The following is a 14,205-nucleotide window of genomic DNA, read 5'->3' as shown; positions in this document are numbered from 1 at the left end:
ATTTAACTTAAGCCCCCTTCAATATATTAATATATAAATAAAAATATTCTCTACTATTATATTAATCGTCCAAAATTAAATGTGTTGTTATTTTAATCAAATTTAAACTTTTATATTCGTTATATAACAACCTACCCAACTCATTTATTAACGAATTTATTGTTTTTTTTATAAACAATATTCTACTTATAAATGAAATATCGCTATCTTCATTTCATAAAATAAAAGGAATTCATTAATAAATAATCATATTTCATCATTTCTATATTCTTTCGTCTACTTTTAAACATTATTTAAATAAAATAATTTATTCTTAATTTTCAACAAGATAAATAGTTAATGTAATGTTTAAATTGTAAATAAAAATAACCTAATTGATTTTAATCATTTAATCTTTAGTTCATAAAAACACGTCAAAATAATCATTAATATGTGAATATTTAAGTATTTAGCTTTATTTTATACTTGCTTTAAACTTGGAAAATCATTTCAAAATATTTTAAAACTCTCCTCAAAAAACATAAAATATAAAAAATGTTACATTTTTAGGTTTTTCAGTTATATTTAGCATTTGAGATGGTGATCACGGTAGTTTATCCTGAAAAACACTATATTCTGCACCTCTTAAGTCTGGATATAAACTTATTGAATATTTTTTCAAATTTTAAAAGAGCTTAATTCTTTTGAAGGTTAAAGATTTTTATATTTATATGTAGTAATTGAAGATATTGAGATAACACCAGGTACTCAATACACTCATTTATTCATAATTAAATTTATACCGTAGTTGTTTCTAGAAAATACAATTGCGCTCTTATTTTTATTCATTATTTTTTTACCGCGTTATTTCGGAGAGTATTATGGATACAACCAAAGCTGGTTCTATCGCGTCGGGTAACACCCAAGGTGATTACAAAACATGGCGTAAGTCAGATACTGTATGGATGTTAGGTTTATACGGTACGGCTATCGGTGCTGGCGTTCTATTTTTACCTATCAACGCAGGGATTGGTGGTTTAATTCCTCTGTTGATCATGTTAGTACTTGCATTCCCAATGACCTTCTTTGCACACCGTGGTATGTGTCGCTTTGTGTTATCAGGTAAAAATCCTGGTGAAGATATTACTGAAGTTGTTGAAGAACACTTCGGTAAAACTGCAGGTAAACTGATCACACTGCTTTATTTCTTTGCAATTTATCCTATTTTATTAGTTTATAGTGTTGCTATCACTAATACTGTAGAAAGCTTTATTGTAAACCAAATGCATATGGCAGCTCCGCCTCGTGCAATTTTATCACTGATCCTGATTGTCGGTATCATGTGTATTATTCGCTTTGGTGAACAAGCTATTGTTAAAGCAATGAGCGTGCTGGTATTCCCATTTGTTGCAATATTGATGGTACTTGCACTGTATCTGATCCCAGAATGGAATGGTGCAATCCTTGAGACTCTCTCTTTTGATCACGCAACCACGTCTGGCATGGGGCAAGGCCTATTAGTAACTCTATGGTTAGCTATCCCTGTAATGGTGTTCTCTTTCAATCACTCTCCAATCATCTCTGCATTTGCTGTTGCAAAACGTGAAGAATACGGCGAAAACGCAGAGAAAAAATGTTCACGCATTTTAGCTTATGCACACATCATGATGGTTATCACTGTTATGTTCTTCGTGTTTAGTTGTGTATTTAGCTTAACACCAGAAAACTTAGCAGAAGCAAAAGCACAAAACATCAGTATCCTGTCTTACCTTGCTAACCATTTTGAAGCACCTGTTATCGCTTATATTGCACCTTTCATTGCATTCGTTGCGATTACTAAATCTTTCTTAGGCCACTATTTAGGTGCCCGTGAAGGTTTCAATGGTTTAATCATCAAATCACTGCGTGAAAAAGGTAAAACAATCGAAAAAGATCGTTTAAATAAAATCACTGCACTGTTTATGCTGGTTACAACTTGGATCGTTGCAACGTTAAACCCAAGCATTTTAGGTATGATTGAAACATTAGGTGGTCCAATTATCGCAATGTTACTGTTCCTGATGCCTATGTATGCAATCCGTAAAGTACCAGCGATGAAGAAATATGCCGGCCACATTAGCAACGTATTTGTTGTAGTTATGGGTCTTATCGCAATCTCAGCAGTTTTCTATAGCTTAATTAACTCTTTCATGAGCTAATAGAGCATCAAATGGCTACTTTCTTAAAAGGGAGTAGCCATTGCTTTAGACTTCAAAACTGACACTTAACATTCTAATAATCACACAGTTGCGCCTTTAAATGAATTAGGGAGGCGAATATTATGGTTAGCGTCTTTGATATTTTTAAAATTGGTATTGGCCCTTCAAGCTCACACACTGTAGGCCCAATGAAAGCAGGTAAAGAATTTGTTGATTTGCTTGCTGAAAAAAAACTTCTCTCTTCTGTTTCCCGTGTTATCGTTGATGTTTATGGCTCTTTATCTTTAACAGGTAAAGGTCACGCAACGGATATTGCTATTATTATGGGATTAGCAGGAAATTTACCAGATACCGTCGACATAGATTCTATTACCCCATTTATTAAACAAGTAGAAACAACAGGCCGCTTAATGCTAGCAAATGGCATTAAAGAAGTGGATTTTCCGGTTGAAGGCGGTATGAATTTCCATAAAAGCAATTTACCCCTCCATGAGAACGGCATGACAATCACCGCTTATAATGGTGAACAGGTTCTATTGAAAAAAACTTATTATTCTATTGGTGGCGGTTTTATTGTTGATGAAGAGCATTTTGGCCAACCTGAAGAAAATACAGTTCAAGTCCCTTATCCTTATCAATATGCGGCTGATTTACGTCGCCATTGTAAAGAAACAGGGCTCTCTTTATCTGCATTAGTGATGCAAAACGAATTAGCATTACGTAGCAAAGAAGAAATTTCGGCTCATTTAGCTGCTGTTTGGGAAGTGATGAAATCAGGTATTGAGCGCGGTGTAAATACCGAAGGCTTATTACCAGGGCCATTACGCGTACCGCGCCGTGCTTCTGCATTACGCCGTATGTTAGTCACAGAAGATAAAACGACAACAGACCCAATGACGGTTGTTGACTGGATTAATATGTTTGCCCTTGCTGTGAATGAAGAAAATGCGGCTGGTGGACGTGTTGTTACTGCACCAACAAACGGTGCCTGTGGTATTATCCCAGCGGTATTGTCTTACTATGATAAATTTATTCGTCCTGTAAATGAAAACTCTTACACTCGCTTTTTCTTAGTTGCTGGCGTTATTGGTTCACTTTACAAAATGAATGCATCTATCTCAGGTGCTGAAGTGGGTTGCCAAGGCGAAGTGGGTGTTGCTTGTTCAATGGCAGCAGGTGCATTAACGGAACTTTTAGGCGGTAGCCCAGAACAAGTTTGCATTGCAGCTGAAATTGCGATGGAGCATAACTTAGGGCTTACTTGCGACCCAGTTGCAGGACAAGTACAAGTTCCTTGTATTGAACGTAATGCTATCGCCGCTGTACAAGCAGTAAACTCATCGCGTATGGCGTTACGTCGTGTCAGCGACCCTCGTATTTGTTTAGATAAAGTCATTGAAACAATGTACGAAACCGGTAAAGACATTAATGCTAAATATCGTGAAACCTCTCAAGGTGGATTAGCTATTAAAATATCCTGTGACTAAACCCATGGATCTTAAATGCAAATAGCTACAATAGATAAGGCGCTGATATCAGCGCCTTTTTTGTTTGTGTAGTATCTATCTCGTTACTCTTCTTTTTTAATATCATCTTTTTGTATGAGATTAAATTTTTATCCTTAGTTAAAATATGTTTTTTCAAACGAGCAAAGCATCACTCAATACAGATAATTTAAAGAAAAAATAGGAGATAACTACATAAATTATTTAAATGGCGTGACGATAAACGCGTTATCTAAAGTAAATAACTACAACTTAATCAATCTATTGGTGATATTTAGATTATTGTCTAAAGTTGATAAGTAAAGATCACTAGAGACATCATCAGCGGGATAAAAAGAGAACTAAAATGAAATCAGATATTCAAATCTCCCAAGAAGCACACCTCTTACCTATTCAAGAAATTGCGAAAAATTTAAATATTGATCAAGATGATATCGAGTTTTATGGCAAATACAAAGCTAAATTTAGCCACAGTATTTGGTCAAAAATTGCGGCCAAAAAGCCCGGAAAATTAGTTTTAGTTACAGCAATTAATCCAACACCTGCTGGTGAAGGTAAAACAACCGTCACCGTTGGATTAGGGCAAGCCCTTAACCGTATTGGAAAAAATGCCATTATCGCATTACGCGAACCCTCATTAGGCCCTTGCTTTGGCATTAAAGGGGGAGCTGCTGGGGGGGGTTATTCTCAAGTTGTACCAATGGAAGATCTTAATCTTCATTTTACTGGCGATTTTCATGCTATTACATCAGCAAACAACTTACTGGCCGCCATGCTTGATAACTCTATTTATCAAGGTAATCCTTTAAATATCGATCCTAAAAAAATCGTGTTTAAACGTTGTATGGATATGAACGATCGCGCTTTACGAAATATTGTTGTGGGATTGGGTGGCGAAAAAGACGGTATTACAAGAGAAGATAACTTTGTTATTACTGTTGCTTCTGAAATTATGTCAATCCTGTGTTTAGCTGAGGATATTCAAGATTTAAAACAAAGACTTTCTCAGATCATTGTTGCTTATTCTTACAATGGCGATCCTATCACGGCGAATGATTTACAAGCCGTTGGCGCAATGGCCAGTTTGTTAAAAGATGCTATTAATCCTAATCTAGTACAAACACTCGAAAATACGCCAGCCATTATTCATGGTGGCCCATTCGCTAATATTGCTCATGGTTGCAATAGCGTAAGAGCAACAAAATTGGCTCTTCAACTTGCTGATATCACTATTACGGAAGCGGGTTTTGGTGCTGATTTAGGTGCTGAAAAATTCTTTGATATAAAATGCAGAATGAGCGGATTACGCCCTGATTGTGCCGTTATTGTTGTCACCACTAAAGCACTAAAATATAACGGTGGCTTAGGTAAAGGCGAGTGGAATAATGAAGATTTAAGTGCACTTAAAAAAGGTATTGTCAATCTAGAAAAACATATTGAAAACCTTAAAAAATACGGCTTACCTGTGATTGTTTCACTCAATGCCTATGTTACCGATAGTATTGCAGAGCATCAGTTTATCAAACAATTCTGCCAAGATAGAAATTGTCGATTTGCAATTACAAAAGTGTGGGAAAAAGGAGGGGAAGGTGGTATTGAATTAGCGAATCAAGTCATTGATACACTTGAAAATGAGCATAGCCAATTCCAATTAATTTATCCTGATAATGCCTCGCTTAGTGAAAAAATTAATACTGTCGCAAAAGAGATCTATGGCGCAAATGAGGTGACTTATAGTCAATCTGCTCGTAACATGTTGGAAAAAATAGAAAAAATGGGGTTTTCTCATTTCCCTGTTTGCATGGCTAAAACTCAATATTCACTCTCAGATGACCCCAAGTTATTAGGTCGCCCGACTGATTTTACAATAAATGTTCGTGAAGTGTATGTTTCTGCTGGCGCTGGCTTTGTTGTCGCCTTAACAGGCTCTATCACAACCATGCCCGGACTACCGAAAACACCTGCTGCTATCACTGTTAATGTTGATAATCAAGGTAAGATCGATGGTCTTATTTAAGCTCTAAAGTAGATATTTCCCCATTTTTATTGAATATAAAAAAATCCGTAATCATTAAACAATTACGGATTTTTCATATCAAAATAACAACTAGTCTTTCTTTTTGGGTGAAAAACTCAGTAACGCTTTGATAGATCCATTCTTGATAAATTAACCAAAAATAGCATTAAACCAACCGGATACTGTTTTAACAACAAAATCCCAAATACGGCTGAAGAAACCGCCTTCCTCAACCGCTTCTTTTACGACGAGTGGGCGTTGTTCAATCACTTCATCATTTAATAAAAAGTTAACTGTACCTACAGCCTGGTTTTGAGTTAACGGCGCTTCTAATACAGGATTAGTTAACGTAAAAGAGGCTTTCAGATTTTTCAATTCACCTTTAGGAATGGTAATTGAGGCATCATTAGCAACCCCTAATGCCACTTCACCTTTATCGCCGTACCACACTTTTTGACTTGTCAATGGTGTAGCTGCTTTTACTGGCGTTACCGTTTCAAAAAAGCGAAAACCCCAGCCTAATAACTTTTCACTTTCAGCAAAACGTACTTTATCTGATGGTGCTCCTAAAACAACAGCAATCAAACGCATATCACCTTCGGTTGCCGAAGAAACAAGATTATACCCTGCTCCATTAGTGTGACCTGTTTTCACACCATCGACATTCATATTTTTATTCCACAATAAACGGTTACGGTTTGGCTGACGAATATTGTTGAATGTAAATTCTTTTTCTTTATGTATTTCATACTCTGAAGGAACATCGCGGATCATGGCTGCTGTGAGTAATGCCATATCTTGTGCTGTTGTATATTGCCCTTCAGAATCTAACCCATGAACAGTTTTAAAGTATGTATTTTTTAAACCCAGATTCTTAGCATAGGAATTCATTAAATCAACAAAGGTTTCCTGACTACCCGCAATATGTTCTGCTAATGCGATACTGGCATCATTACCAGATTGAATAACCATACCGCGATTTAAATCAATCACTTTGACCTGATCACCCGGTTTCAAGAACATCAATGATGATCCCTTCAATACCGGATTTCCTGTTGCCCATGCATTACGCCCAACAATAACCATATCGTCAGGTGACATACGACCTTCTTTAATAGCTTGCCCAACAACATAGCTACTCATGATTTTTGTAAGACTAGCAGGATCTAAACGCTCATCAGGTTTTTCTGATGCCAGAATTTTTCCGCTGTTATAATCCATTAATACATAAGATTTTGCCTCAATTTGAGGAGCCACTGGATTATTTACTGCAAATGAAGGACTAGAAATAATTAGCAGTAAACCCATTCCCGCGGTAACCTTACTCAGAACAGATGGAATATTTTTTGTCATTACCGATCACCCTTTTATATCAATTTGTTAAAGCTTTCCTACTATATGGCTTTCTGGAATAAGACGCCAACATTGATATGTAGAGATTTATCTTATATTCATATTTAGGCGCCCTATAGAGGGAAATTTTATTACTTATCGTGGTTTAGGAGACCTTTATGTTAAAAGTCTGGGGTAGAAAAAACTCATCTAACGTTAAAAAAGTTCTTTGGTGTTTAAAGGAATTAAATGTTCCTTATGAGCAAATCGATGTTGGTGGCCCTTTTGGTGGACTCAATGAAGTAAATTATTTAGCGATCAACCCCAACGCATCTATTCCAACCTTACAAGATGATGACTTTGCTTTATGGGAGTCTAATACCATTATTCGTTATTTATGTACAAAATATGAAAATAACACACTCTATCCCATTGTTCTAAAACAACGAGCAAATATAGAAAAATGGATGGACTGGTCAAATGGCAGCCTATTTGCTCCCATCCAACAAATGATGATCATGATTGTTCGTACGCCTAAAGAGCAACAAAATCCTGAGATTATTAACGAGTTGAAAGAGAAGCTTAATAAACTCCTTAAAATTGCTGACGACCAACTGGCAAAAACAACTTATTTTGCAGGAGATACACTTTCTCTTGCTGACATAGCGATAGCACCATTGGTCTATCCATGGCTAGAAGTTTGCAAAGATAGACCACATTTCCCTCACATTGAGCGTTGGTTTGCACGATTAAGTGAAAGACCTATTTTCCGTGATATCGTGTTACTGCCTGTAAATTAAGTTAATTCATTGGCATTTTGTCGGGATCTGGGTAATGGTAATGGAATCCAAGATCTCGACAGATCTGCTGACCATCAATCTCTCGTATTAAAGGCTTCTCTTCCTCAACAAATTCTGGTGGAATAAGATCAAGTTGATTAGACACTCTTGAGTAAAAATCTTTCTTTTTAGGGTGAATAGGAGCACATAGGTTATATAAATGGCCACCTTCATTCTGCGCAAGAAGTTGTTCGACTGCAAAAATTACATCGTCTAAGTGAACTAAGTTAACGCATTGATGAGCGCCTTTTACCTGTTTTTTACCTGATAAAAAACGTCCTGCATGACGACCCGGCCCGACTAATCCAGCTAACCGAAGAATATCAACCGTAGTCAACGGTAAACGATGTAGCCAGTTTTCAACTTCTGCTAACATTTTTGCTGATTGTGTTTCTGGCCGAATATCTATTTCTTCCGTGATATTACCCGTTTGATTGCCATATACAGAAGTAGAGCTAATGTAAATGACTCTCGTAACATGACGAGACATTGCGCTATCCACCAGCGTCTGAATAGCTTCAACATAATCATAACCACCACCAGCAGCACTAGGTGGTAACGTGATAATGAGAACGTCTGTTTCCATTAAGTAATCAAAATCATCTCTATCACATTCAATTGCGGGTGTTAAATTCACTAAACAGCAGTCAACGCCACTCATTCTTGCTGCTTCTACGCCATCTTCGGTGGTTTTAGTCCCTTTAACTTGATAGCCTGCATCACGCAACGCAGCGGCAAGTGGTAAACCTAACCAACCTAATCCTACGATGGTTATTCGTTTCATTTTGCTCCCCTACTTAAATGGCTTAGTCAAAGTATGCTATAAAATTTCAGTTTCGCCATTACCTATAAACAATACTTATATTTCGTAAACATTTTACATCTCCCTATATACTCGCCTACTTATCCCATTAAGTAAATAAGAGAAATATTAAAATTACATTAAAAACAAAAGGTTATAAAATAATTAAATTATTATTAAAAAATAGGTTGCTTTCTGCTTTGTAAATCATGTAGGTTGAAAGGCAGACAAATTCTAAATGCAGGTTACTAAATAGAGATTAACAGTAACAGGCATGATTAAATAACAAATAGTGTTATTAGCTAGGAAAATAATTATGTATAGCATTCAACTAAACCACCATCATCACCATCACCCTGACTAGTCTTTCAGGCGATGAGTGCTGGAAGACGTTTAAGAAACGCTTCTGGTGGTCTGAATGCAGATAACAACTAAAACCCCGGAAGGCAACTTCCGGGGTTTTTTTATAGCTAATTTTCAAACAAAAAATTAAGACAAGGACAGGGTAATATTATGTTAGACAAAACAAGATTAAGAATTGCAATGCAAAAATCGGGTCGCTTAAGTGATGAATCTCGCGCCCTTTTAGCACGTTGTGGCATCAAAATTAATTTAAACCAACAACGTCTGATTGCTTATGCAGAAAATATGCCTATCGATATTTTACGTGTTAGAGATGACGATATTCCTGGATTAGTAATGGATGGCGTTGTTGATTTAGGGATCATCGGTGAAAACGTTTTAGAAGAAGAGTTATTAAAGCGTCGTTCACAAGGTGAAAACCCCAGTTATCTAACATTGCGTCGTCTTGATTTTGGTGGCTGTCGTTTATCTCTTGCGACCCCTGTCGATTTTGATTACCAAGGTGCGGAATGCTTAAATAATACTCGTATCGCAACCTCTTATCCAAACCTGCTCAAACGTTATTTAGACCAAAAAGGTATCAAATTTAAATCGTGTTTATTAAACGGCTCTGTTGAAGTCGCGCCTCGTGCGGGCCTTGCTGACTCTATCTGTGACTTAGTTTCTACTGGCGCAACATTAGAAGCCAACGGTTTAAAAGAAGTTGAAGTGATTTATCGCTCAAAAGCGTGTTTGATCCAACGCGATGGTGAGATGGAAGCTGATAAACAAGCTCTTATCGACCGCTTACTAACGCGTATTCAAGGTGTTATTCAAGCTCGAGAATCAAAATATATTATGTTACACGCACCAAGTGATTGTCTTGAAGATGTCATCGCATTACTTCCGGGAGCTGAAAGACCCACTATTTTACCTCTGGCTGGAGACCAAAATCGCGTTGCGATGCATATGGTAAGTAGCGAAACCCTATTCTGGGAAACAATGGAAAAGCTTAAAGCACTAGGTGCAAGTTCAATTCTTGTTTTACCAATTGAAAAAATGATGGAATAAGGTGAAATGATGAAAACAGGTTTTAGTACATTAATTTACTGGAATAAATACACGAGAGAACAGCAACAACAGCTATTAACTCGCCCTGCTATTTCTGCATCAGGTTCAATTACAGAACAAGTTGCTAGCATCATTTCACAGGTACGCAATGAGGGAGATAAAGCGCTTAAAACGCTTAGCCAAAAATTCGATAAGGCAGCGCCGGAAAGTGTTTTGGTGTCAAAATCGCAAATCGATGAAGCCTCATCACGACTTGATAGCAAAATAAAACAGGCAATAGCACAGGCGATGAATAATATTCGTCGCTTTCATGAGGCGCAAATTCCTAACACTATCAACGTAGAAACTCAGCCCGGTGTATTTTGTCAGCAAGTAAGCAGAGCAATTGATGCAGTAGGACTTTATATTCCCGGAGGTTCAGCGCCATTGCTTTCAACCGTCATGATGTTAGGTATCCCAGCACGTATTGCAGGTTGTCGCAAAGTTATTCTTTGCTCTCCCCCTCCTATTGCTGATGAAATTTTATATATTGCTCAACAAATTGGTATTGATGAAATTTTCCAAGTAGGAGGCGCGCAGGCGATTGCAGCCATGGCGTTTGGTACAGAATCTATCCCTAAAGTAGATAAAATTTTTGGCCCCGGTAATGCGTATGTAACAGAGGCCAAACGTCAAGTCAGCCAATCGCTACAAGGTGCAGCAATCGATATGCCAGCAGGCCCTTCTGAAGTATTAGTGATTGCTGACGCGGATGCAAATCCTGCATTTATTGCTGCTGATTTACTGTCGCAAGCAGAGCATGGCCCAGATTCACAAGTCGTGTTATTAACACCCGATGAAACCTTAGCAAAAGCGGTTATCACTGAAACGGAAACACAACTTACTCAATTAAGCCGAGCTGAAATTGCCAAACAAGCGTTAGCTGAAAGTCGAGTCATTATTACTCGCGATCTCGATCGGTGTATTGAAATCAGTAATAGCTATGGTCCTGAGCACTTAATTATTCAAACCAATGATGCTGATACTCGTGTTGATAGCATTACCAGCGCCGGATCTGTTTTTCTTGGTGCTTGGTCGCCTGAATCTGCAGGAGACTATGCTTCTGGCACGAATCACGTTCTACCAACTTATGGTTATACATCAACCTACTCCAGTTTAGGTTTAGCTGACTTTATGAAGCGAATGACGGTACAAAAACTGACAGCAAAAGGTTTATCCGATTTAGCAGAAACGATTGAAATATTAGCACAAGCTGAACAATTAACCGCTCACAAAAATGCGGTCACACTTCGTGTTAATGCTTTGGCTCAGGGGAAAAATAACGATGAAAACTGAATTTGATATCACCACACTTGCCAGAAAAAATGTACGCGAACTGACGCCTTATCAATCTGCTCGACGTTTAGGCGGAAATGGTTCTGTTTGGTTAAATGCAAATGAATACCCTATCGCTCCTGATTTTACTTTTAATGAAAAAAACTTAAACCGTTACCCTGAATGTCAACCTGTTAACGTTATTAGCCGTTATGCAAAATATGCCGGTGTAAATACTAATCAAGTTTTAGTTAGCCGTGGCGCAGATGAAGCTATTGAGCTCCTTATTCGTGCTTTTTGTGAGCCGAGTAAAGACGCAATGCTCTATTGCCCACCGACATATGGCATGTATAGCGTTAGTGCTGAAACTTTCGGTGTAGAACAGCGTGTTGTCCCTGCTCTTGCTGATTGGAGCCCTGATGTCAAAGCCATTGCATCACAACTTGATAATGTCAAACTTATCTATCTATGTAGCCCAAATAATCCAACAGGAAACATTATTGATCCTTCGCTTATTCGTGATGTATTGGCATTAGCTAAAGACAAAGCCATTGTTGCGATAGATGAAGCTTATATTGAATTTTGCCCACAAGCCTCAGTTGTTTCATGGCTTGAAGATTATCCGAATTTAGTTATTTTGCGAACCTTATCGAAAGCTTTTGCTTTAGCAGGGCTTCGTTGTGGCTTTACGCTTGCCAATCCACCTGTCATTGAATTATTACTAAAGGTGATCGCGCCATACCCGCTTTCAACACCTGTTGCAGATATCGCTGCGCAGGCATTAACAGAAGCAAGTATTGAGATAATGAAAAAACGAGTGGCAGAAATTTCGCGTAACAGAGCCATTTTATCTGAAACGTTAAAAAAATTACCTAATGTTGAACAGGTTTATAACAGTGAAACCAACTACATTTTAGTGAAATTCACTGATGCTACTCTAGTTTTCCGAACTTTATGGGAACAAGGGATTATTTTACGCGATCAACAACGTCAATATGGGCTTAATGGCTGTTTGCGTATTTCTATCGGTACAGCAGAAGAATGTGATAGCGTGATTAATGCCATAAAAAATATTCAAACTGCAAACGTATAAAACATTAAAAACGATAACAACAAAAAATCGCAACTGAAGGATCTCAACCATGAGCCAAAAAATTCTTTTTATCGACCGTGATGGTACTTTAATCACAGAACCCACAACTGATTACCAAGTAGATAGACTTGATAAGCTTGCCTTTGAAAATGGCGTGATCCCCGCACTGACTGCGCTACAAAAAGCGGGTTATAAACTCATTATGATCACAAATCAAGATGGATTAGGCACAGAAAGCTTTCCTCAAGCAGATTTTGATCCTCCTCATAATTTAATGATGCAAGTTTTTTCTTCTCAAGGGATCTCATTTGATGACGTTTTAATTTGCCCTCATAAACCTGAAGATAACTGCCCTTGTCGCAAACCAGAAACAGGACTTGTCACCCAGTATTTAGTTGATGGCGCACTCGATAAAGATAACAGCTATGTCATTGGTGATAGACAAACTGATATTCAACTAGCTGAAAATATGGGCATCAAAGGCCTGCTTTATAATACAGATAAACTCAATTGGGCTGTTATTACAGAGCAACTAACTAAAAAAGATCGCTATGCCCACGTTGAACGAAAAACAAAAGAAACACAAATCGTGATCGATATTTGGCTTGATCGTGAAGGCAATAGTCAGATCAGCACAGGTGTTGGTTTCTTTGATCACATGCTTGATCAAATTGCCACACACGGTGGCTTTCGTATGAATATTAATGTGAAAGGTGATTTAGTGATCGATGATCACCACACTGTGGAAGATACCGGTCTTGCTTTAGGTGAAGCCTTACGCGAAGCATTAGGTGATAAACGAGGTATTGCTCGCTTTGGCTTTACATTACCAATGGATGAGTGCCTTGCAAGCTGTGCATTAGATATTTCAGGTCGTCCACACCTTGAATACAAAGCCGAATTTAAATATCAACGTGTCGGTGATTTAAGTACAGAGATGATCGAACACTTTTTCCGTTCACTCTCTTACACCATGGGTTGTACATTACACCTGAAATCAAAAGGCAAAAACGATCACCACAAAGCTGAAAGCTTATTTAAAGTCTTTGGTCGTACATTGCGCCAAGCCATTCGTGTTGAAGGCAATACTTTACCAAGCTCAAAAGGTGTTCTGTGATGAAAGTGGTTATTCTTGATACAGGTTGTGCCAATTTAGCCTCTGTCACTTACGCCGTTAAGCGACTTGGTTATGATCCCATTGTTTCCTATGAAAAAAACGTTGTGTTATCTGCGGATAAGCTCTTTTTACCCGGAGTCGGAACGGCTAAAGCAGCAATGGAACAACTCAAAGCACGTGAGCTAATTCCTTTAATTAAAGCATTAACACAACCTGTTTTAGGTATTTGTTTAGGCATGCAAATATTGGCTTCACTAAGCGAAGAAGGCAAAGATATTCCTTTATTAGGTTTAGTTGATGGCACTATAGATAAGCTTAATACTGCCGGATTACCATTACCTCATATGGGTTGGAACCAAGTATTAGCAAAACCGGGACATCCTCTGTTTCGTGAGCTTGGTGACGATGCTTGGTTCTATTTTGTTCATAGCTACGCTTTAGCACTCAATGAATCGACGATTGCAGAAACTGAATACGGCACTCGTTTTAGTAGCGCAATTCAAAAAGATAATTTTTATGGCGTGCAATTTCACCCAGAGCGTTCAGGGAAAGCGGGTGCTCAACTTATCAAGAACTTTTTGGAGATGTAACCCGTT

Annotated in this window: 11 protein-coding genes and 1 other annotated feature; of the genes, 9 read left to right on the top strand and 2 right to left on the bottom strand. The window is 37.8% G+C overall.

Going from position 1 to position 14,205, the window contains the following annotated elements; genetic code table 11:
• The first annotated feature begins 860 nt into the window (after positions 1-860).
• The 3 genes from CUB63_RS04095 to CUB63_RS04085 all read left to right on the top strand — a co-directional run bounded on the left by CUB63_RS04095 (position 861) and on the right by CUB63_RS04085 (position 5,699).
• Complete coding sequence (locus tag CUB63_RS04095) at positions 861-2,177, top strand: HAAAP family serine/threonine permease (protein WP_006537486.1); 1,317 nt, start codon at positions 861-863, stop codon at positions 2,175-2,177.
• A 122-nt stretch (positions 2,178-2,299) separates the two neighbouring features.
• The gene (locus tag CUB63_RS04090) at positions 2,300-3,664 is read left to right on the top strand and encodes an L-serine ammonia-lyase (RefSeq protein ID WP_072062833.1); all 1,365 of its coding nucleotides are present in this window, start codon (positions 2,300-2,302) and stop codon (positions 3,662-3,664) included.
• Between the two features lie 364 nt (positions 3,665-4,028).
• Complete coding sequence (locus tag CUB63_RS04085; protein ID WP_109847511.1) at positions 4,029-5,699, top strand: formate--tetrahydrofolate ligase; 1,671 nt, start codon at positions 4,029-4,031, stop codon at positions 5,697-5,699.
• Positions 5,700-5,849: 150 nt separating this feature from the next.
• Here the strand turns inward: CUB63_RS04085 and CUB63_RS04080 are convergent, their stop codons facing one another.
• A complete protein-coding gene (locus CUB63_RS04080) occupies positions 5,850-7,052 on the bottom strand; it encodes a serine hydrolase (RefSeq protein WP_109847510.1) in 1,203 nt (400 codons plus the stop codon).
• Between the two features lie 158 nt (positions 7,053-7,210).
• Between CUB63_RS04080 and CUB63_RS04075 the strand changes: the two genes are divergently transcribed.
• Positions 7,211-7,831 carry a glutathione S-transferase family protein gene (locus tag CUB63_RS04075; protein WP_006537497.1) on the top strand — a complete coding sequence of 207 codons (621 nt, stop codon included), beginning with the start codon at positions 7,211-7,213 and terminating at the stop codon, positions 7,829-7,831.
• 1 nt (position 7,832) lies between these two features.
• Here the strand turns inward: CUB63_RS04075 and CUB63_RS04070 are convergent, their stop codons facing one another.
• Positions 7,833-8,654 carry an SDR family oxidoreductase gene (locus tag CUB63_RS04070; protein WP_109847509.1) on the bottom strand — a complete coding sequence of 274 codons (822 nt, stop codon included), beginning with the start codon at positions 8,652-8,654 and terminating at the stop codon, positions 7,833-7,835.
• A gap of 357 nt (positions 8,655-9,011) precedes the next feature.
• Positions 9,012-9,141: a sequence feature (His leader region), on the top strand.
• A 44-nt stretch (positions 9,142-9,185) separates the two neighbouring features.
• Between CUB63_RS04070 and hisG the strand changes: the two genes are divergently transcribed.
• The 5 genes from hisG to hisH are packed head-to-tail and all read left to right on the top strand — an operon-like array spanning position 9,186 to position 14,199.
• On the top strand, positions 9,186-10,085 hold the full coding sequence (gene hisG, locus CUB63_RS04065) for an ATP phosphoribosyltransferase (protein ID WP_006537499.1): 900 nt from the start codon (positions 9,186-9,188) through the stop codon (positions 10,083-10,085).
• A 6-nt stretch (positions 10,086-10,091) separates the two neighbouring features.
• Entirely contained in the window at positions 10,092-11,420 is a 1,329-nt protein-coding gene (hisD, locus tag CUB63_RS04060; RefSeq protein ID WP_109847508.1) for a histidinol dehydrogenase, read from the top strand.
• Entirely contained in the window at positions 11,410-12,492 is a 1,083-nt protein-coding gene (gene hisC, locus CUB63_RS04055; RefSeq protein WP_006537501.1) for a histidinol-phosphate transaminase, read from the top strand. Before hisD ends, hisC begins: the two co-directional genes overlap by 11 nt.
• Before the next feature lie 49 nt (positions 12,493-12,541).
• Positions 12,542-13,609, top strand: a complete 1,068-nt coding sequence (gene hisB / locus CUB63_RS04050) for a bifunctional histidinol-phosphatase/imidazoleglycerol-phosphate dehydratase HisB (RefSeq protein WP_109847507.1) — start codon at positions 12,542-12,544, stop codon at positions 13,607-13,609.
• The gene (hisH, locus tag CUB63_RS04045) at positions 13,609-14,199 is read left to right on the top strand and encodes an imidazole glycerol phosphate synthase subunit HisH (protein ID WP_109847506.1); all 591 of its coding nucleotides are present in this window, start codon (positions 13,609-13,611) and stop codon (positions 14,197-14,199) included. Before hisB ends, hisH begins: the two co-directional genes overlap by 1 nt.
• Positions 14,200-14,205: the final 6 nt, after the last annotated feature.

The sequence above is a fragment of the Proteus penneri genome, assembly GCF_003144535.1.
GTDB lineage: Bacteria > Pseudomonadota > Gammaproteobacteria > Enterobacterales > Enterobacteriaceae > Proteus > Proteus penneri.
This window is presented reverse-complemented; position numbering and strand designations above follow the sequence as displayed.